This is a genomic window from Mycobacterium sp. OAS707 (assembly GCF_014873705.1).
Classification (GTDB): Bacteria; Actinomycetota; Actinomycetes; order Mycobacteriales; family Mycobacteriaceae; genus Mycobacterium.
Genome location: NZ_JADBDS010000001.1, coordinates 304,754 through 324,296 on the forward strand (window position 1 = coordinate 304,754; position 19,543 = coordinate 324,296).

At 67.2% G+C, this 19,543-nt stretch carries 17 protein-coding genes; 3 read left to right on the plus strand and 14 right to left on the minus strand.

The features are described from left to right. Positions 1-9: 9 nt before the first annotated feature. A complete protein-coding gene (locus GGC64_RS01460; RefSeq protein ID WP_192720679.1) occupies positions 10-2,004 on the minus strand; it encodes a primosomal protein N' in 1,995 nt (664 codons plus the stop codon). Then, a complete protein-coding gene (locus tag GGC64_RS01465; RefSeq protein WP_192720680.1) occupies positions 2,001-2,723 on the minus strand; it encodes a lysoplasmalogenase in 723 nt (240 codons plus the stop codon). The genes GGC64_RS01460 and GGC64_RS01465 overlap by 4 nt, the downstream gene beginning before the upstream one ends. On the opposite strand from GGC64_RS01465, the gene GGC64_RS01470 reads away from it, so the two are divergent. Further along, on the plus strand, positions 2,722-3,669 hold the full coding sequence (locus tag GGC64_RS01470; RefSeq protein WP_192720681.1) for an alpha/beta hydrolase: 948 nt from the start codon (positions 2,722-2,724) through the stop codon (positions 3,667-3,669). The two genes, GGC64_RS01465 and GGC64_RS01470, sit on opposite strands and share 2 nt — an antisense overlap. Before the next feature lie 10 nt (positions 3,670-3,679). On the opposite strand, the gene GGC64_RS01475 is transcribed toward GGC64_RS01470, so the two are convergent. After that, positions 3,680-4,636, minus strand: coding sequence for a GlxA family transcriptional regulator (locus tag GGC64_RS01475; protein WP_192720682.1), 957 nt, complete (start codon positions 4,634-4,636; stop codon positions 3,680-3,682). Between the two features lie 83 nt (positions 4,637-4,719). On the opposite strand from GGC64_RS01475, the gene GGC64_RS01480 reads away from it, so the two are divergent. After that, positions 4,720-5,361, plus strand: a complete 642-nt coding sequence (locus tag GGC64_RS01480; protein ID WP_192720683.1) for an HD domain-containing protein — start codon at positions 4,720-4,722, stop codon at positions 5,359-5,361. A 90-nt stretch (positions 5,362-5,451) separates the two neighbouring features. Further along, a complete protein-coding gene (locus GGC64_RS01485) occupies positions 5,452-6,942 on the plus strand; it encodes an NAD(P)/FAD-dependent oxidoreductase (RefSeq protein WP_192720684.1) in 1,491 nt (496 codons plus the stop codon). Positions 6,943-6,956: 14 nt separating this feature from the next. Here GGC64_RS01485 and metK read toward each other — a convergent pair whose 3' ends face one another. From metK to GGC64_RS01540, 11 genes are all read right to left on the minus strand, one after another. Then, the gene (gene metK, locus GGC64_RS01490) at positions 6,957-8,165 is read right to left on the minus strand and encodes a methionine adenosyltransferase (RefSeq protein WP_192720685.1); all 1,209 of its coding nucleotides are present in this window, start codon (positions 8,163-8,165) and stop codon (positions 6,957-6,959) included. A 115-nt stretch (positions 8,166-8,280) separates the two neighbouring features. Further along, positions 8,281-9,534 carry a bifunctional phosphopantothenoylcysteine decarboxylase/phosphopantothenate--cysteine ligase CoaBC gene (gene coaBC / locus GGC64_RS01495; RefSeq protein ID WP_192720686.1) on the minus strand — a complete coding sequence of 418 codons (1,254 nt, stop codon included), beginning with the start codon at positions 9,532-9,534 and terminating at the stop codon, positions 8,281-8,283. A 13-nt stretch (positions 9,535-9,547) separates the two neighbouring features. Next, positions 9,548-9,865 carry a DNA-directed RNA polymerase subunit omega gene (gene rpoZ, locus GGC64_RS01500; RefSeq protein ID WP_192720687.1) on the minus strand — a complete coding sequence of 106 codons (318 nt, stop codon included), beginning with the start codon at positions 9,863-9,865 and terminating at the stop codon, positions 9,548-9,550. A 61-nt stretch (positions 9,866-9,926) separates the two neighbouring features. Further along, complete coding sequence (gmk, locus tag GGC64_RS01505) at positions 9,927-10,526, minus strand: guanylate kinase (protein ID WP_192720688.1); 600 nt, start codon at positions 10,524-10,526, stop codon at positions 9,927-9,929. Between the two features lie 9 nt (positions 10,527-10,535). Continuing rightward, positions 10,536-10,853 carry an integration host factor, actinobacterial type gene (mihF, locus tag GGC64_RS01510; protein WP_003932123.1) on the minus strand — a complete coding sequence of 106 codons (318 nt, stop codon included), beginning with the start codon at positions 10,851-10,853 and terminating at the stop codon, positions 10,536-10,538. 566 nt (positions 10,854-11,419) lie between these two features. After that, the gene (gene pyrF / locus GGC64_RS01515; protein ID WP_192720689.1) at positions 11,420-12,238 is read right to left on the minus strand and encodes an orotidine-5'-phosphate decarboxylase; all 819 of its coding nucleotides are present in this window, start codon (positions 12,236-12,238) and stop codon (positions 11,420-11,422) included. Next, positions 12,239-15,577 carry a carbamoyl-phosphate synthase large subunit gene (gene carB / locus GGC64_RS01520; protein WP_192720690.1) on the minus strand — a complete coding sequence of 1,113 codons (3,339 nt, stop codon included), beginning with the start codon at positions 15,575-15,577 and terminating at the stop codon, positions 12,239-12,241. 87 nt (positions 15,578-15,664) lie between these two features. Next, positions 15,665-16,783, minus strand: coding sequence for a glutamine-hydrolyzing carbamoyl-phosphate synthase small subunit (gene carA, locus GGC64_RS01525; RefSeq protein ID WP_192720691.1), 1,119 nt, complete (start codon positions 16,781-16,783; stop codon positions 15,665-15,667). Continuing rightward, positions 16,780-17,277 carry a transporter gene (locus GGC64_RS01530; RefSeq protein WP_192720692.1) on the minus strand — a complete coding sequence of 166 codons (498 nt, stop codon included), beginning with the start codon at positions 17,275-17,277 and terminating at the stop codon, positions 16,780-16,782. Before GGC64_RS01530 ends, carA begins: the two co-directional genes overlap by 4 nt. A 31-nt stretch (positions 17,278-17,308) precedes the next feature. Beyond that, positions 17,309-18,601 carry a dihydroorotase gene (locus GGC64_RS01535; protein ID WP_192720693.1) on the minus strand — a complete coding sequence of 431 codons (1,293 nt, stop codon included), beginning with the start codon at positions 18,599-18,601 and terminating at the stop codon, positions 17,309-17,311. Then, a complete protein-coding gene (locus GGC64_RS01540; protein ID WP_192720694.1) occupies positions 18,598-19,542 on the minus strand; it encodes an aspartate carbamoyltransferase catalytic subunit in 945 nt (314 codons plus the stop codon). The genes GGC64_RS01535 and GGC64_RS01540 overlap by 4 nt, the downstream gene beginning before the upstream one ends. Position 19,543: the final 1 nt, after the last annotated feature.

The following is a 19,543-nucleotide window of genomic DNA, read 5'->3' on the forward strand; positions in this document are numbered from 1 at the left end:
GTGTCCGCATCACCCTATGTGCAACGGGTCGATTTGCACACGCGTCGGCTCCTGATCGTGTCGGGCGCTGAGCACCCCGGTGGCGCGGCGCAGCGCCGCAGCGAGCGCCAGCCCACCGTCGCGCGGCACCCGCACAAGCATCCGGTTCACCGTCGTGTCAGCCGAAAGTCCGGGCGGCCGGCGCGCGCCGATCGGCAGATCGACGGGCCCAAGCACCTGCGTGCTTTCGGGCAATTCCGCGGTGTCGAGCAGGGCCGCCACGGCCGCGGGTGTGCCGTCGACAGCCGCGATGTGCACGGCGGGCGGCAGGCCGACCTCGGCGCGTGCGTCGAACTCGGCGTCGGCGTGGCCGACCGGGTCCCATCGGATCAACGACTGCACCGTCGGGATCGCCGACTCCGCCACCACTGCGACGGTGCCGCCGTCCTCGCGCGGCCGCACCAGCGAGGCCGCCGCCATCCAGCGCCGCAACGCGTCTTCGGCGGCGCGCAGATCCTGACGACCGAGCAGCGCCCACGCGTCGAGCAGCAGCGCCGCGCCGTAGCCGCCGACGGCAGTGGGTTCGGCACCGGGCGTCGCGACGACGACCGCCGGTTCTGCGGGCACCTCGGCCACCATCGCCTCCCCGCCTGAGGTGATCACCGGTGTTTCGGGAAACGCCTTGCCGAGTTCCTCAGCTGTGCGTTTCGCGCCGATGACAACGGCACGCACCGCGTCGGATCCACAGCGTGCGCAGCGCAGCGCCGGCTCCTCGCGACCGCACCACCGGCACACCGCGGCGTCGCGGTTCAGCAGCGACAGCGGTCCGGTGCAGTGTCTGCACCTCGCGACGGTGCGACACCGCGCACACGCCAGCGCAGGTATGTAGCCGCGCCGGGGCACCTGCACCAGCACGGGATGCCCGGCCTGCAGGGCGGTCCGCGCCGCACGCAGAGCCAGGGAAGGAATCCGGGCGGTGCGGGCCGCCGGGTCGCGCTCCTGCTCGTGGCCGCTGTCGTCGAGTGCGACGACACGAGGCGAGCGGGCGCGGACAACCGGGCGGGGCGCAACCAAGTCGTGAGCCCACCGACTGCGCACCAGCGCCTGCGCTTCCGCGGTGCGGGCGTAGCCGGCGATCAATGCGGCACAACGGAGTTGGTGGGCGCGCAACATCGCCACCTCCCGCGCGTGCGGATAAGGAGCGCGGGGCTCGGAGAGGGTGTCGTCGCCGTCGTCCCAGACGATGGCCAGCCCGAGATCGGTGACTGGGGCGAAAACCGCGCTGCGCGTGCCGATGACCATGCGCGCGCCGCCGCGCAGCACAGACAGCCAACGGCGATAGCGCTGCGCAGGGCCGAGTCCCGCCGAGAGCGCGGCCACCCTCTCCTCGTCGATGTATCGAATTACGCTGGCGTGCAACGCATCAACGTCGCGTTGATCGGGCACGATCGCCAATACACCGCGGCCCGAATTGACCGTGACGGCGGCGGCTTCGGCCAGTCGGTCGGTCCACCGCTCCCCCGGCAGGGCCTGCCACACTGCGCGGGCGGCGCGGCCGTCACCGAGGGCGGCAAGGAATTGTTCGCCGCGCCCGTAGGCGGCCCACGCAGCGGTGTCGACAGGTTTTACGGCCAACGGCGCCAAGTCGGGGGCCGGTTGCTTTTCGACGTTGGCGTGCCGCGGCGGGACGGCGAGGCGCAACACATCGGAGCGGGTGCCTGCGTAGCGCGCGGCCACCGCGTCGACGAGGCGACGCACGTCGGGCGTCAGCACCGCCTCGGCCGAAACGACACGGTCGAGCCAGCCGAGCTTGCCGACATGGTCTGTGTCAGAACGTCTTTCGAGCACGAACGCGTCGACAAGCCTGCCGTGGAAGCGCACCCGCACCCGCACACCGGGCTGCGCGTCGTCGGACTGCTCGGCCGAAACCAGATAGTCGAATTCACGGTCCAGATGCGGCACCGTCAGCATCGGCAGCACACGCGCGATCGGCTCGTGCTCGGCCTGCTGGCGGGTAGTGCTCACGCAGCAGGTCTAGCAGAGGGCACAGACGCGCGGCCGAAGAAGAAGCCCGCCGTGATGAGCAGGATCGACGCGGCGTACGCCCACCAGATCGGCACCGCCAACGCCTCGGAACCCAACACGAACTTGCCGATGCCGATCATCCCGTCCGACACCGCGAAGCAGACCGCGCCCATTGCCGTCCACGGCGTCGGCAACCGGGCCAGCAGCGCGGCGCACACCATCGCCCCGAGCACGGCGATGTAGAGCGTCACCGGTACGGCCATGCCCTCTTCCAGCAGCCGCGGCCAGAACCACACCAGCAGCCCGATGCAGGCCAACACAATGGCGGCGGCGGCAGCAAGCCGCGGACCCGACCGGGAGACCAGCGGAATCAGCGCGGCCAGGAAGCACAGATGCGCGACCAGGAAGGCGCCGAGGCCCAGCACGAACGACGGTTTCCACCATGGCATCGCCAGCAGGAAATCCCCGGCAGCCGAGAACACCAGCGCCGCGATCAGCCATCGGCGCTCCCGGGCGACGGGGTGTGTCAACGCCGCGGCGGCCAACAGCACCGCCGTCAGCGCCTTGACCGCAGGCTGCAGCCTGAACTGGCCGGTGAGCTCGGCGCCCGAGGGCAACCGCAGTGCGGTGACGATGAGGAAGACGCCATAGCAGGCGCCGACGATCGCGGCCGTCACCCAAAACAGCCTGGTTCGGGAGTGTGCGTACGGTGTCCCCATGTCCGTTGCTGACGAGAAACCCGCGGTCGACGCCATTCTGCTGAAGGTACTGGAGGCCGTTCCGTTTCAGTTGACAACCGACGGGGGTGTCGAGGCGGCCCGGCAACGGTTCCGCGACCTGCCGCGCCGTTCGGTCCACCCCGACGTGCGCACCGAGGACCGCACGATCGACGGGCCCGCCGGCCCGATCCCCATCCGCATTTACCGGCCGCCCACGGACAACCAGACAACGCCGCCGGTGGTCGTCTTCCTCCACGGTGGCGGCTGGTGCGTCGGCGACCTCGACACCGATGACGGCGACGCACGCAACCACGCGGTCGGAGCCGAAGCGGTGGTCGTGTCGGTGGACTACCGGCTGGCCCCCGAACACCCCTACCCGGCCGCGGTCGAAGATGCCTGGGCCGCAACGCAATGGGTGGCGGCACACGCGGGCGAGCTCGGCGTCGATCCCGACCGGATCGCCGTTGCAGGCGACTCGGCGGGCGGCAACCTCTCGGCGGTGGTGGCGCTGCTGGCACGCGATGCCGGCGCGCCGGCCATCCGCTTCCAGCTGTTGTGGTATCCGGCGACGACGTGGGACACCTCGCTGCCCTCGTTCACCGAGAACGCCGACGCCCCGCTGCTCAACCTCTCGTCTGTCGGCGGGTTTTCCCGTTGGTACGTCGGCGATTTGGATCTCTCCGACATGCCGGCGACGCTGGCTCCCGGCCGGGCGAAGGATCTGACCGGACTGCCCCCGGCGTACATCGCCGTCGCAGGCCACGACCCCTTGCGTGATGACGGCGCCCGCTACGCCGAACTTCTCGACGCTGCCGGAGTGCCGGTTCAACTGCACAACGCCGAGACACTGATCCACGGCTACCTCGGTTATGCGGGGGTGGTGCCGGCCGCGACCGACGCGGCCGAACATGGATTGTCGGCGCTGCGGGACGCATTGCACGGATGAATTCAGCGGCTCACGCGGTCGACTTGAACCGATCGCGGTATGCCCGTGGTGAGAGGCCGAGCTGGCTGACGAACACGCGCCGCAGCGTCTCGGCGCTGCCGAATCCGGCCAATCGCGCGGAGTCCGCGACCGAGCGGCCCGCGTCCAGCGCCGAGCGGGCCGCATCGATGCGGATCATCTCCACGTAGCGGGCCGGGGTCGTCCCCAGCTCGCTTTGAAACAGTCGGGTCAGCTGCCGCGTACTCAGAGATGCTTGTGCCGCAAGCGTTTTCACGGTGTGGTCGGCACCGGGGTCGGCTGCGATCGCGTCGGTCACCCTGCGCAGCTGCGACCGCTCGGGTGCCCGCGATTCGACCAGCACGGAAAACTGCGACTGTCCACCTGCCCGCTTGAGATAGACCACCAACGACCGGGCGACATCGCGACTGAGGTCAGGACCGTGGTCGTCTTCGACGAGGGCCAACGCCAGGTCGATGCCTGCGGACACCCCGGCCGACGTGTAGACGTCGCCGTCGCGCACGAAGATCGCATCCGGCTCGACGTTGATCGATGGATAGGCGCGCGACATCAGGGCGGTTTGCCGCCAGTGGGTGGTCGCGCGGCGGCCGTCGAGCAGCCCGGTTTGTGCCAGGATGAACGACCCCGTGCAGATCGACGCCATCCGCCGGGTACGCGGCCGCAGCGCGGCCACGGCCGCCACGAGTTGCGGATCGATCGGGCGGCCGACCAGATTGTCACCACCCGACACCACCACCGTGTCGACCTGCTTCACCGAGGCGATCGGCGCGGAGACCGCGAGCCGCACCCCAACCGACGTCAGCACGTCCTGACCGTCGACCGAGGCCATCGACACCCGGTAGGACGCTCCGAACCGGTTCGCCTCCGCGAACACCTCCGCCGGGCCAGCCACGTCGAGCAACGTCATACCGTCGAACACCACGAACACGACGTCGCGAGCAGCAGCCATGGGTCCAGCATATGTCGCTTTTTGTGGGAAAGATGGCAGAACGGACATGGGCCGAGGGGTTTCCGCACGCCCACACTTGGGCCATGACTACACAGACGATCGCGGGCATCGCGATTCCAGACACCCAACTTGTCCGTGACACCACCGAATACATCCGGGATGTCGAAGACGACCTGCTCTTCGATCACTCTCGGCGCGTCTTCCTGTTCGGCGCGCTACAGGGCCGCCGTCGCGGGCTGGACCCCGACCTCGAACTGTTGTATGTCGGGGCGATGTTCCATGACATCGGCCTGACCGACGGCTTCCGCGACTCCACGCTGCGCTTCGAGGTCGACGGCGCCAACGCGGCCGAGAAGTTCTTGCGCGACCGCGGGTTCGACGACGCTGCCGTGCGCAAGGTATGGCTCGCCATCGCGCTGCACACCACTCCCGGTGTTCCCGAGTTCCTCGACCCGGAGATCGCACTCGTGACCGCGGGAGTCGAGACCGACGTGCTCGGCATCGGCCGTGACGACTTGTCGGAGGATGCCCGCAACGCCGTTACGGCCGCGCATCCGAGGCCGAATTTCAAGCGTCAGATTCTGCAGGCCTTCAACGGCGGCATGGCGCACCGGCCGCAGACCACCTTCGGCACGGTAAACGACGACGTGTTGGCCCATTTCGATCCGACGTTCGTCCGTGAGGATTTCGTCGACATCATCCTCAGCAACGGCTGGCCGGAGTAGGCGCTGCGCTGCACTAGCGACCCATTGATCCTTTGACCCGGCGCGGGGCTTCCTGTGAAATGGGGAAGGAACCCAGCGACGGGAGTCCACATGACAGCGCCGACAGTGCCCGACTACGAGACCGTCATCGTCGGTGCCGGGTTTTCCGGCATCGGCACCGCGATCAAGCTCGACAAAGTGGGTCTGGGCGACTATCTCGTCATCGAGGCGGGTGAGGGGCCGGGCGGAACGTGGTACTGGAACACGTATCCCGGTATCGCCGTTGACATTCCGTCGTTCTCCTACCAATTCTCGTTCGAGCAGAGTCCAAACTGGTCGCGCACCTACGCGCCGGGGCACGAACTGAGGGCCTACGCCGAGCACTGCGTCGACAAGTACGACCTGCGTCGCAAGATCCGGTTCAACACCAAGGTGCTCGGCGCGGACTTCGACGAGACCCAGAACCTGTGGCTGATCCGCACCGATCCAGGCGGCGTGGTCACCGCGCGGTTCCTGGTCAACGCCAGCGGTGTGCTCGTCACACCCAAGCTCCCCGACATCGATGGCGTCGACTCCTTCGCGGGTCTGACGATGCACACCGCGCGCTGGGATCACGGGCAGGACCTGACCGGCAAGCGGGTCGCGATCATCGGTACCGGGGCCTCAGCGGTGCAGGTGATTCCCGAGATAGCGCCAATCGTCAAGCACCTCACGGTTTTTCAGCGCACACCGATCTGGTGCTTCCCGAAGCTCGACGTGCCGCTACCGCCGTGGTCGCGCCGCGCGATGGGCCTTCCTGGCGGCAGGACCGTACAGCGGCTGCTCAGTCAGGCCTATGTCGAGCTGACGTTCCCGTTGGCTGCGCAGTACTTCACGGTCAACCCGATGGCCAAGAACATGTCGAAGGTCGGTGAGGCGTATCTGCGCAAACAGGTCAAAGACCCCGACGTGCGGGACAAGCTGACGCCGAGGTACGCCGTCGGCTGCAAGCGGCCCGGATTCCACAACACGTACCTGTCGACGTTCAACCGCGACAACGTCCGGCTGGTCACTGAGCCGATCGACAAGATCACCGGTTCAGGGGTTGCCACCGGGGACGGCGAAAACCACGACGTCGACGTGCTCATCCTGGCGACCGGATTCAAGGTGATGGACACCGACGACCTGCCGACGTATCCGGTCACCGGGCCCGGCGGCCGATCGTGGAGCAGCTACTGGGACGAGCATCGCCTGCAGGCCTACGAAGGCGTGAGCATCCCCGACTTCCCCAACTTCTTCATGGTCTTCGGACCGTACGGCTACGTCGGATCGTCGTACTTCGCACTGATCGAGACGCAGACCCACCACATCGCGCGTTGCCTGAAGCGAGCCCATCGCCGCAACGCCACCCGGGTCGCGGTGAGGCAGGAGGCCAACGACCGCTACTTCGCCGAGATGATGCGCAAGCGGCACCGGCAGATTTTCTGGCAGGACAGCTGCCGGCTGGCCAACAGCTATTACTTCGACAAGAACGGCGATGTGCCGCTGCGGCCGGCCAGCACGATCGAGGCGTACTGGCGCAGCCGCCGCTTCCCGCTCGAGGACTACGTGTTCAGTTCCTAGCGCCGCAGCGTTGACTAAACGGCGGCCTTCAGCTCGTCGACCTTGTTCAGCTGCTCCCACGGCAGCTCGACATCGGTGCGGCCGAAGTGGCCGTAGGCGGCCGTCTGCGCGTAGATCGGACGCAGCAAGTCCAGGTCGCGGACGATCGCGCCCGGTCGCAGGTCGAAGACCGACGTGATGGCCTTCTCGATGCGGGCGGGGTCGACGGTCTCGCTGCCGAAGGTCTCCACGAACAGGCCGACGGGGGCCGCCTTGCCGATCGCGTAGGCCACCTGCACCTCGACCCGCTCCGCCAGGCCCGCAGCGACCACGTTTTTGGCCACCCAGCGCATCGCGTACGCCGCGGAACGGTCCACCTTTGACGGATCCTTGCCCGAGAACGCGCCGCCACCGTGGCGGGCCCAGCCGCCGTAGGTGTCGACGATGATCTTGCGGCCGGTCAGCCCGGCGTCGCCCATCGGGCCGCCGAGCACGAACTTTCCGGTCGGATTGACCAGCAGTCGGAAGTCCGAGGTGTCCATCGTGTCGTGGCTCAGATCGGCCAGCACCGTGTTGACGACCTTCTCGCGGATGTCCGGGGTCAGCGTGGCGTCGAGGTCGATGCCCGCGGCGTGCTGGGTCGAGAGCACGACGGTGTCCAGGCGCACCGGCGTCGTGCCGTCGTACTGCACGGTGACCTGGGTCTTGCCGTCGGGGCGAAGGTAGCCCAGCACGCCGTTCTTGCGAACCTCGGTCAGCCGGCGCGACAGCCGGTGCGCCAGCGCGATCGGCAGCGGCATCAGCTCAGGGGTGTCCTTGATGGCGTAGCCGAACATCAGCCCCTGGTCGCCGGCGCCCTGCAGGTCCAGCGGATCGCCCGCGCCCTCGACGCGGGTCTCATGCGCGGTGTCGACGCCTTGGGCGATATCGGGCGACTGCGCGCCGATGCCGATGTTGACGCCGCAGGTCTCGCCGTCGAAGCCCTTCTCCGAGGAGTCGTAGCCGATGTCGAGGATCCGTCGACGCACGGTGTTGGTGATGTCGGCGAAGGCCTCCCTGGCGTTCGTCGTCACCTCCCCGACGACGTGCACCTGTCCCGTGGTGACCAGCGTCTCCACTGCTACGCGTGATTTGGGGTCGTCCGCGAGCAACGCGTCGAGCACCGAGTCGCTGATGGCGTCACAGATCTTGTCGGGGTGGCCCTCGGTTACCGACTCACTGGTAAACAGCCGAGCATCGCTCACGGTTCGAACCCTTTCCGAAACTTAGTTAGTCAAATTATATCCCTGCTTCGCTGCAGCCAACCGTGCGCCAGCTTCTCGCGCAACCCTTAGCCGCAGCCTGACGCCTGCGTCGGTGTTATCCGCCGCTGCTGTGCAGGAACGCCACGATCGCGTCCACAATACGGCTGGCCATCAGAGTTTTCGAACCGTGCTCCAGTGCCGATTCGGTTCCGTCCGACGCAAGCAGCCATCCGTCGTTGTTGTCGACTTCGAACGCCCGATTCTCACCGACAGCATTGACCACGAGCAAATCGCAGCCTTTCCGCTGCAATTTGGCCCTGGCATGGAAAAGCACATCGCCGTTGGCGTCGCCCGTTTCCGCAGCGAAGCCGACGATGGCCCGCATGTTGGGCAGCTGGCCGTCGGCACGGGCCCGCACGGCACCGGCGAGTACGTCGTCGGTGCGGGTCAGCTCGATCACCGGGGCCGCCGCGTTGGGGTCGGCGGACTTCTTGATCTTGCTGGTTTGCACGGTCGTCGGCCGGAAATCCGCCACCGCGGCCGCCATCACCAGCACGTGCGCGTCGGGGGCATGCTTGGACACCGCGTCTTTCAGCTGGGCGGCCGAACCGATGTGGACGACCTCGACGCCGGCCGGGTCGATCAGGCCCGCGGTGTTGCCCGCAATGAGCGTGACGTCGGCGCCGCGCTGTGCCATCACCCGGGCCATCGCATAACCCTGCTTGCCTGAGCTGCGGTTCCCGATGAAACGCACGGGGTCGATCGTCTCGCGGGTGCCACCGGCACTGACCAACACCTTGACGCCGGCCATGTCGTAGGGCAGCGCATCGCCGCGTTCGAGCAACAGACCCGCGAGCGTGGTGATCTCCTCGGCCTCGGGCAACCGGCCAGCGCCGGTGTCCGCACCTGTCAGTCGGCCCGAAGCGGGCTCGAGAACGATTGCGCCCCTTCGCCGTAACGTCGCGACGTTCTCGACGGTGGCTGGGTGAAACCACATCTCGGTATGCATCGCGGGCGCGAACAACACCGGACATCGCGCGGTGAGCAGCGTCGCGGTCAGCAGGTCGTCAGCGCGGCCTGCCACCGCTCGGGCCAGCAGGTCGGCCGTGGCCGGGGCAACCACCACGAGGTCGGCCTCCTGGCCGATGCGGACGTGCGGGACCTCGTGGACATCGTCGAAGACGCCCGTGTGCACGGGATTTCCGGACAGCGCTTCGAACGTCGCGGCGCCGATGAAGCGCAGCGCCGAGTCGGTCGGCACGACGCGGACGGAGTGGCCGGCTTCGGTCAGCTGACGGACGACTGTGGCCGCCTTGTAGGCGGCGATGCCACCGGCGACGCCGACGATGATCCGCTTGCGGTCCGTCACCGCGTGGCCTTAGCTACTCGCCCTCGGTGTGCTCGAGCAGGTCTTCGTGGATCTCGCGCATGGCGATCGAAAGCGGCTTTTCCTGCAGGCCGGGCTCGACCAGTGGGCCGACGTATTCGAGGATGCCGTCGCCGAGCTGGTTGTAGTAGTCGTTGATCTGGCGCGCCCGCTTGGCGGCATAGATCACCAGCGCGTACTTGCTCGACGCGCGGTCCAGCAACTCGTCGATGGGCGGGTTGGTGATGCCCAACGGCGTGTCGTAGGCGCTGGCGGCGGACGTGTCGATGTCGTCCACAGCGGCCAGCTGCGCGTCGGCGTGCGGGGTGCTCACGTAGAAAGTCTCCTGAGGGTTAGGTGGTTCTCGGGCGGGATGGCGAACGGCTACGGGCGCCTCAACAAGTCCTGCCCACCAGCAAGGATACCAATTCGGTGCAGGCAGATTCCAACTCGCTGTTCACGACGACCTCGTCGAAGTCGCCCTGAGCGGCTAATTCGGCCCGTGCAGTGGCCAGCCGGCGAGCCATCACCTCGGCCGTTTCGGTGCCTCGCCCGACCAGTCGGCTCTCCAGCTCCTCCCAGCTGGGCGGGGCCAAGAAAACCGTAATCACCTCGGGCATTGCCTGTTTGACCGCCCGCGCGCCAGCCAGATCGACCTCGATCAGAACCGGCCGGCCGGCCTCGGTTGCCTCGCGCACCGGCGCGGCTGGCGTCCCAGACCTGTGCAGGCCACCGTGAATTTCCGCCCATTCCAGTAGGGCGCCCTCGTCGATCAGCTGCTGGAATCGGTCCGCGGTCACGAACGTGTAATCGACGCCGTCCACCTCACCCGGGCGGGGTGCCCTGGTGGTGACGGACACGGAAAAGTGCAGGTCGGGAAGCCGGTCCCGCAAGCAGCGAACGACTGAGGACTTCCCGACGGCAGACGGGCCGGACAACACTAAGACCGGTGCCTTAGAGCGCCGAGTGCCGGCCGGCCCTCCGCCTTCGCTCACTGACCTCCCTTACGAGAAGTCGAACTTTTCCAGCAGCGCCTTCCGCTGACGGTCGCCCAGGCCGCGCAGGCGGCGGGTCGGGGCGATCTCGAGTTCAGTCATGATTTCCTGCGCCTTGACCTTGCCGACCTTGGGCAATGCCTCCAGAAGCGCAGAAACCTTCATCTTGCCCAAGACCTCGTCGGTCTCGGCATCCTTGAGCACCTGCTTGAGGTTGGTGCCGCCGCGCTTGAGCCGATCCTTGAGTTCGGCACGTGCTCGACGTGCGGCAGCAGCCTTCTCCAACGCTGCCGCGCGCTGTTCGTCGGTCAACTGGGGAAGGGCCACGGGTTCCTCCGTATCGTCACCATCATCTGTTTTGTCTCGGCTGACCTAGAAACTTCCTAGAACCAGCCAGCGAGCACGACCGTACCCACGCAATCTGACGAAAGCTAACCCCACCCCCTGGTTCTTGGGTCAAAAGCCCAGCGTGTAGCGCGCACGCGTGAGTCGGACGGGACGGCCGTCAGAGGCGTCAGCGGCGCCACTCTTCCGGCCATTTCGGCGGAACTGCCTGCATATCAACGGTTTTCGGGATTTGTGTCATACGTCACGCGGAGGGCCGAGATGTGACCCAGTCGAGGGTCCGCGGCGGCCGCGATCGCATTATTAAAATTTTCCCAGGTCATGGCGTGTCGGGCGTGTCGCGGCCGGTCAGTTGACAGGTAATCGGCCCAGCACAGAGCGCAAAATTGTTGGATTCAACTAGACCGCCGTGACCTCTGTGCCTGGTGTGACAAAAGTGGCATTTGCGCGGGGTTCAGCCGCGGCAACTACCTGACGTAGTAGCTCGGTGATGGCCGCCCGACGACCAGGAGCGGTCGATGGCGGCGATATCCGTCGCCCACCGTCGGTTACGCCAGGTACGCCACCGCATCGCGGAAGCGCTCGGCGGCGGCGCGCAGCGCGGCCACGTCGGGCCCGGCACGCAGCACGTCGCGCGACACCGCGGGCAGCAACTGTCCGGACAGGGCCCCGCCAAAGCCGCCGAGCGCCTCGGGCCGTCCACCCTGGGCACCGACACCCGGCACCAAGACCGGACCGCCAAGGGCGCTCAGGTCGGGTGGGTCGGACAGCGTGGCCCCGACAACCACGCCGACCGAGCCGGGTTCAGGCGATGACGAGCGGTTGACTGCCGCGGCGGCGTCGACAATCGACTGGGCGACGGTGCCCCCGTCGGTCTTGGCACGCTGGACGCTTGCGCCCTCCGGGTTCGATGTCGCGGCGAGCACGAAGACGCCGCGGCCGTGGGCCTTCGCGGTGTCGAGCAGCGGTTGCAGAGAGCCGAAGCCGAGATACGGCGATGCGGTCACCGCATCGGCGGCCAGCGGCGAGTCACCCGCCCAGGCGTCGGCGTACGCGGCCATCGTCGAGCCGATGTCGCCGCGTTTCGCATCGGCAAGCACCAGCACGCCCGACGACTGCAGCGCGCCGATCGTGCGCTCCAGCACCGCGAAACCCTTGGCGCCGAACGCTTCGAAGAACGCGACCTGTGGTTTGACGATCGCGAAATCGTCGAAGGCTTGCACGCAGATGTCGCAGAACTCGGCCAGGCCGTCGCTGTCAGTGGACAATCCCCAGGCCTGCAGGAGCTCCTTGTGCGGATCGATGCCCGGACACAGCGGACCGCGTCGCGACACCGCCTCGGCCAGCCGTCGCCCGAACCCGGCCACTTATGAACCCAAACTGCTGTGCAATTCCTGCAGCGACATCACGTCGATATCGTCGCGGATTCCGGCCTCGATGCCTTGCACCGCCGCTGAGGCGCCCTGCACCGTCGTCACGCACGGGATGTTCATCGACACTGCGGCAGAACGGATTTCGTAGCCGTCGATACGCGGGCCCGAGTTGCCGTACGGGGTGTTGATCACCATGTCGACCTCGCCGGCCCGAATGGCGTCGACCGCCGACAGCTCCGGGCGGCCTTCGCTGGGCTCTTCGAAGTGCTTGCGTACCTCGTCGCAGGGAATGCCGTTGCGCCGCAGCATCTCCGCCGTGCCCGCGGTGGCCAGCACCCGGAAGCCCAAGTCCGCGAGGCGCTTCACCGGGAACACCAGTGAGCGCTTGTCGCGGTTGGCGACCGAGACGAACACCGTGCCCTCGGCAGGCAGCGACCCGTAGGCCGCCGTCTGGCTCTTCGCGAACGCGCTGCCGAAGTCGTGGTCGATGCCCATCACCTCGCCGGTCGACTTCATCTCCGGCCCGAGCAGCGAGTCGACCTGGGCACCGTCGGCCTTGCGGAATCGGTTGAACGGCAGGACGGCTTCCTTGACCGCGACGGGCGCGTTGCGCGCTGTGGTGGCGCCGTCACCGGTCCTGACCAGGATGCCTTCATCGCGAAGCTGAGCAATGGTGGCGCCCAACATGATTCGCGCGCACGCCTTGGCCAGGGGGACGGCCGTGGCCTTGGAGACGAAAGGCACGGTGCGGCTGGCGCGCGGGTTGGCCTCCAGCACGTAGAGCACGTCGTCCTTGAGTGCGTACTGCACGTTGAGCAGGCCGACCACTCCGATGCCGTGGGCGATCGCTTCGGTCGCGCGCCGTACGGATTCGATGTCGCTGCGGCCCAAGGTGACTGGCGGCAGTGCGCATGCCGAGTCGCCGGAGTGGATGCCGGCTTCCTCGATGTGTTCCATGATGCCGCCGATGTACACCTCGGTGCCGTCGCACAGCGCGTCGACGTCGATTTCGATGGCGTCCTCGAGAAATCGGTCGACCAGCACGGGGTGTTCGGGCGACAGTTGGGTGGCGCGGGTGATGTAGCCCTTCAGAGTCTCTTCGTCGTAGACGATTTCCATGCCGCGACCGCCGAGCACGTAGGACGGTCGCACCAGCACCGGGTAGCCGATATCGGCGGCGATCCGGCGCGCCTGCTCGAAGCTGGTTGCGGTGCCGAACCGTGGTGCGGGCAGTCCCGCATTCATCAGAACTTCACCGAATGCGCCCCGGTCCTCGGCGAGATCGATCGCCTTCGGACTGGTGCCGACGATCGGCACACCCGCCTTCTCGAGGCGCTCGGCCAACCCGAGCGGGGTCTGCCCGCCGAGCTGCACGATGGCGCCGACGACCCCGGGACCGCCCTTCCCCGAGGCGGATTCGGCGTAAAACACCTCCAAGACGTCTTCGAACGTCAGCGGTTCGAAGTACAGCCGATCGGCGGTGTCGTAGTCGGTGGACACGGTCTCGGGATTGCAGTTGATCATCACGGTCTCGAAACCGGCCTGGCTCAGCGTGGTGGCGGCATGCACACAGCTGTAGTCGAATTCGATGCCCTGCCCGATCCGGTTCGGGCCGGAGCCGAGGATGAGTACCTTCGGCTTCTCGGCCTGCGGGGCGACCTCGGTCTCGGCGGCCGGATCGAGTTCGTAGCTGCTGTAGTGGTAGGGCGTCTTGGCCTCGAATTCGGCCGCACACGTGTCTACGGTCTTGAAGACGGGGTGGATGCCGAGCCGCTCACGCAATGCGCGCACGCCGACCTCGCCGGCCAATTCCGGTCGCAGCGCGGCGATCTGGCGGTCCGAAAGACCGTAATGCTTGCTGCGGCGCAGCAGCGCCTCGTCCAGCACCGGCGCGTCCAGCAGCTCCGAGCGCAGCGCCACGAGCCCGGCGATCTGCTCGACGAACCAGGGGTCGACGCCCGAGGCCGCCGCTACCTGCTCGACGGTCGCGCCAAGGCGCAGCGCTTGTTCGATGTCGTAGAGCCGGCCGTCGGTGGGCGTCTTGAGACCTTCGAGCAGGTCGTCGACAGACAGGTCGGGATCGGGGGCGGTCCAGAACCCGGCTCGCCCGGTCTCCAGTGAACGCATCACCTTGCCGAGAGCCTCGATGAAGTTGCGGCCCAACGACATCGCCTCGCCGACGGATTTCATCGTGGTGGTCAGCGTCGGGTCGGCGCCGGGGAACTTTTCGAACGCGAACCGAGGAGCCTTGACCACGACGTAGTCCAGCGTCGGTTCGAAGCAGGCAGGCGTTTCCTTGGTGATGTCGTTGAGGATCTCGTCGAGCGTGTAGCCGATGGCCAGCTTGGCGGCGATTTTGGCGATCGGGAAGCCGGTTGCCTTGGAGGCCAGGGCCGACGAGCGTGACACTCGCGGGTTCATCTCGATGACGATGAGGCGGCCGTCGGCCGGGTTGACCGCGAATTGGATGTTGCAGCCGCCGGTGTCGACGCCGACCTCGCGCAGGATTGCGATGCCGAGGTCGCGCATCTTCTGGTACTCCCGGTCGGTCAGCGTCATCGCAGGCGCCACAGTCACGGAGTCGCCGGTGTGCACACCCATCGGGTCGACGTTCTCGATCGAACACACCACGACCACGTTGTCGTGGTGGTCGCGCATCAACTCGAGCTCGAATTCCTTCCAGCCGTAAATGGATTCCTCGATGAGCACGTTGGCGCTCGGCGAGGCGGCCAGGCCGTCGCCAGCCATCCGCTCGACGTCGTCAGTGGAATACGCCATGCCGGACCCGAGACCGCCCATCGTGAACGACGGTCGCACCACTACGGGCAGCCCGAGTTCGGCTACTGTCTCGCGGACCTCGTCCATGGTGAAACAGACTCGGGAGCGGGCCGATTCGCCGCCGACCTTCGCGACGATGTCCTTGAAACGCTGTCGATCCTCGCCCCGCTGGATGGCCTCGAAGTCAGCGCCGATCATCTCGACGTTGTACTTGTCGAGTACGCCGTTTTCGAAGAGCGCGACGGCGGTGTTGAGCGCCGTCTGGCCGCCAAGCGTGGCCAGTACCGCGTCAATCTTGTTGCCGCGCGCCGCTTGCTGGGCAATCACCTTCTCGACGAACGCCGGCGTGATCGGCTCCACGTACGTGTGATCGGCGTATTCGGGGTCGGTCATGATCGTCGCCGGGTTCGAGTTGACCAGGCTGACCTGCAGGCCCTCGGCGCGCAGCACACGACACGCCTGGGTGCCGGAGTAGTCGAACTCGCAGGCCTGCCCGATGACGATCGGCCCGGAGCCGATCACCAGCACGTGGTTGAGGTCACTCCGCCGCGGCATCTACTGCTCCCCCTTCTCCGCGAGTGACCGTGTTTGTACACGACACGCCGCGGGTTTCTGTGCAAAAGCGGTCGCTCGCCGCGAAAATCATCGCCCGCCACCCATCAGGTCGATGAACTGGTCGAACAGGTACTCGGCGTCGTGCGGGCCCGCCGCCGCCTCCGGGTGGTATTGCACCGAAAAGGCGCGGCCGTCAACGAGTTTGATGCCCTCGACGACACCGTCGTTGGCGCAGGTATGGCTGACCTCGGCGAGTCCGAACGGGGTATCGAACCGCTCCCCCGCTTCGCCCTCGAGCGCGAATCCATGGTTCTGCGCGGTCACCGCCACCCGCCCGGTGGCGTGATCCATGACCGGCACATTGATGCCGCGGTGCCCGAAGACCATCTTGTAGGTGGACCGGCCGAGCGCCCTGCCGAGGATCTGGTTGCCGAAGCAGATGCCGAACAACGGAATCCCGGCTCCGAGCACCTCTCGGGTGACCCCGACGATGTGGTCGGCGGTCGCAGGGTCACCGGGACCGTTGGACAGGAACACGCCGTCCGGGTTGAGGTCGGCGATCTGCCCGAACTCCACCGTCGACGGCAACACGTGACTGCGCACCCCTCGTCTGGCGAAGTTGCGTGGCGTATTGGTCTTGATGCCGAGATCGATCGCGGCGACCGTGAATCGTTGCGGCCCATCTGGTTCCACGGTGTAGGTGGCGTCGGTGCTGACTTCGCCCGCGAGATTGGCGCCGAGCATCGACGGCTGGTCGCGGACCCTCTCCAGCAGCTCATCGGGGTCCGCCAGCGCATTGCCCGAGAACACGCCGGCCTTCATCGAACCGAGGCTGCGCAGGTGCCGAACGACTGCACGGGTGTCGATGCCGGCGACACCGACGATGCCCTGGCGGACGAGTTCGTCCTGGAGGGTGCCGGTCGCGCGCCAGTTCGAGGCGCGCGGTGACGGGTCACGCACCGCGTAACCGGCCACCCAGATCTTGTCGCCGCGACTCTCCGCGTCTTCGTGGTTCCATCCGGTGTTGCCGATCTGCGGTGCCGTCGCCACCACGATCTGGCCGTGATAACTCGGGTCGGTCAGCGTCTCCTGATAGCCGGACATCCCGGTGGAGAAGACGGCCTCGCCAAGCGTCTGCCCGACAGCCCCGAACTCGGCGCCGGTGAAGATGCGGCCGTCCTCGAGGACGAGCACTGCCTTACTCATGCGACCTCCAGCCATCGGTCGTACTCCCGGCGATCGTCGGCGCGAAACCCGGTGTCGATTTCGGCGCCCGACGGCAATCGCCAGCGGATGGCCAAGATGCCTTCGTGGGTCATCGCCTTGCCAGCGATGCCCTTCTCGGTGCGGATCGCTTCGATCGAGTCGTCGGGTATCCAGATGGGCCCGGCGCCGGTGCGTTGCAACATGATTCCTTCGGGATAGCGGGTCAGCACGGCCTTCGCGCGATAGCCGAGGTCACCGACGGCGATGCGATCGAGCCAGCTGGGGGCCAGCGTGCTGCCGACATAGAGGCCCTTGGTGGCGGGAATCAGCGCCGGGCCGACACTATCGGGCAGCTGCGGCAGCGTGCCAATCAATTGGGCCTGCCGCTGGGCTCGATGCAACCAGCCGCGCAGCATCTGCCGGATCGCCAACGCGATCAGCACCGCGAGCACCGCCGCTACAACCAGCATCGTGACAAGCGTTCCGGTGTTCATGCGCGATCCGCCTGCGCTACTCGCTCGAAGTTCACGCCGGGCTCTTCCCATCCCGCGCCGTCACCTTGCCCCGCAGCAGCGTCAACGTGACGGCCGCAGGCAACTCCATCGACTCGTAAGGCGTGTTGTCCGAGCGACTGGCCAGCGCCGTGCCCTCGACCGTCCAGGCGGCGTCGGGGTCGACGACCGTCAGGTTGGCAGGCTCACCGATCTCCAGCGGTCGGCCCTGGTCGGGCAGTCCGACTATGCGGGCGGGGTTTTCGCTCATCACCCGCGCGACATCGCGCCACGTCATCAGGCCGGTGCGCAGCATCGTCTCGACCACCACCGAAAGCGCAGTCTGCAGGCCGAGCATGCCCGGGCGCGCGTTGGCGAACTCACACATCTTCTCGTGCTCGGCGTGCGGCGCATGGTCGGTGGCGACGCAGTCGATCACACCGTCGGCAAGCGCTTGGCGCAACGCCTCGGCGTCGGAGGCCTCCCGCAGCGGCGGATTGACGCGGTTGCGGCCGTCGTAGCTGACCAGCCGAGTGTCGTCCAGCAGCAGATGATGAGGTGTCACCTCGGCAGTGATCGAAATACCTTGCGCCTTCGCCCATTTGACGATCTCGACGGTACCTGCGGTGGAAGCGTGGCAGATGTGTACCCGGGCACCGGCGTCCCGGGCGAGCAACGCATCGCGCGCGACGATGGATTCTTCCGCAGCGCGCGGCCAACCGGCCAGGCCGAGCCGGGCGGCGTTGGGTCCTTCGTGCGCGACGGCGCCGACTGTGAGGCGCGGTTCTTCGGCGTGCTGGGCGATCAGCACACCAAGGCCCGTGGCGTACTCCAGTGCGCGGCGCATGATCAGCGGGTCGTCGACACAGATGCCGTCGTCGGAGAACATCCGCACCTGACCCACACCGGCGGCCATCATGCCCATCTCGGTGAGCTGCTTGCCTTGCAAGCCCATGGTGACCGCGCCGACGGGGTGCACGTCGACGAGTCCGACCTGCTGGCCGCGGTGCCATACGTGGTCGGTGACGACCGGGCTGTCTGCGACCGGATTGGTGTTGGCCATCGCGAACACCGCGGTGTAGCCGCCCAAAGCCGCTGCTGCCGAACCGGTTTCGATGTCCTCGGCATACTCGCGGCCGGGTTCGCGCAGGTGCGTGTGCAGGTCGACGAAGCCAGGAAGCAGGACCTGATCGGTGGCATCGAACACGTCGGCGTCGTCGGGGGCGGCCAGGTCCGCGCCGATGTCGGCGATCTGGCCGTCGGACGCGAGAACGTCGACCCGGTCGCCCTCACCGTAGAGGCGCACCCCTCGTATCAACACGCTCATACGCTGACCTCCTGCTCGGCGCCGACGAGTAAGTGGAACAGCACCGCCATCCGGACATGTACACCGTTGGAAACCTGTTGCAGGACAGCCGATTGTGTCGAATCAGCGACTGCGAACGCGATCTCCATGCCTCGCACCATCGGGCCGGGGTGCAGCACCACGGCGTTGCCGGGCAGCATCGCCTGACGCTTCTCGGAGAGTCCGTAGAGCACGGAATACTCCCGCGCCGACGGGAAGAAGCCGCCGTTCATCCGCTCTGCCTGGACGCGAAGCATCAGTACCGCGTCGGCGAGCGGCAGTTCGGCATCGAGGTCGTGTGAAACGGTGACCGGCCAGTCGGCAACGCCGACCGGCAGCAGCGTCGGCGGCGCGACGAGCACCACCTCGGCGCCGAGGGTGGCCAGCAGCAGCACGTTGGACCGCGCGACGCGGCTATGAAGGACGTCGCCCACGATCACCACCCGTTTGCCGTCGATGCTGCCCAGCCGTTGGCGGATGGTCAGCGCGTCGAGCAGCGCCTGCGTCGGATGTTCGTGGGTGCCGTCGCCTGCGTTGATCACCACCGGACCGCCCTGCTCGGTGGCCGTCCACTCGGCCAGCTGCTGGGCCGCGCCGGAGGCGGGGTGGCGGATGATGAGCGCGTCAGCGCCGGCGGCCCGCAGCGTCAACGCGGTGTCGCGCAGCGATTCCCCTTTGGAGACAGACGATCCCGACGCGCTGACGTTGATCACGTCGGCGCTCATCCACTTGCCTGCGACCTCGAACGACACCCGGGTTCGGGTGGAGTTCTCGTAGAACATCGTGATGATGGTGCGGCCGCGCAGCGTCGGCAGCTTCTTGACCTCACGCCCGAGCAGGGCCTGGCTGAAGCGGTCGGCGTCGTCGAGAATGGCCAGCGCGTCGTCGCGGGACAGGTCGCCGGCCGAGAGAAGATGCTTCATG

Excerpts from the sequence above, each read along its gene's own strand:
- GGC64_RS01535 (WP_192720693.1), bottom strand. The coding sequence starts at position 18,601 with ATGAGCGTGTTGATACGAGGGGTGCGCCTCTACGGTGAGGGCGACCGG.
- GGC64_RS01470 (WP_192720681.1), top strand. The coding sequence starts at position 2,722 with ATGTCCGTTGCTGACGAGAAACCCGCGGTCGACGCCATTCTGCTGAAG.
- GGC64_RS01530 (WP_192720692.1), bottom strand. The coding sequence starts at position 17,277 with ATGAACACCGGAACGCTTGTCACGATGCTGGTTGTAGCGGCGGTGCTC.
- carB (WP_192720690.1), bottom strand. The coding sequence starts at position 15,577 with ATGCCGCGGCGGAGTGACCTCAACCACGTGCTGGTGATCGGCTCCGGG.
- GGC64_RS01465 (WP_192720680.1), bottom strand. The coding sequence starts at position 2,723 with ATGGGGACACCGTACGCACACTCCCGAACCAGGCTGTTTTGGGTGACG.
- GGC64_RS01480 (WP_192720683.1), top strand. The coding sequence starts at position 4,720 with ATGACTACACAGACGATCGCGGGCATCGCGATTCCAGACACCCAACTT.
- GGC64_RS01475 (WP_192720682.1), bottom strand. The coding sequence starts at position 4,636 with ATGGCTGCTGCTCGCGACGTCGTGTTCGTGGTGTTCGACGGTATGACG.
- GGC64_RS01540 (WP_192720694.1), bottom strand. The coding sequence starts at position 19,542 with ATGAAGCATCTTCTCTCGGCCGGCGACCTGTCCCGCGACGACGCGCTG.
- carA (WP_192720691.1), bottom strand. The coding sequence starts at position 16,783 with ATGAGTAAGGCAGTGCTCGTCCTCGAGGACGGCCGCATCTTCACCGGC.
- GGC64_RS01485 (WP_192720684.1), top strand. The coding sequence starts at position 5,452 with ATGACAGCGCCGACAGTGCCCGACTACGAGACCGTCATCGTCGGTGCC.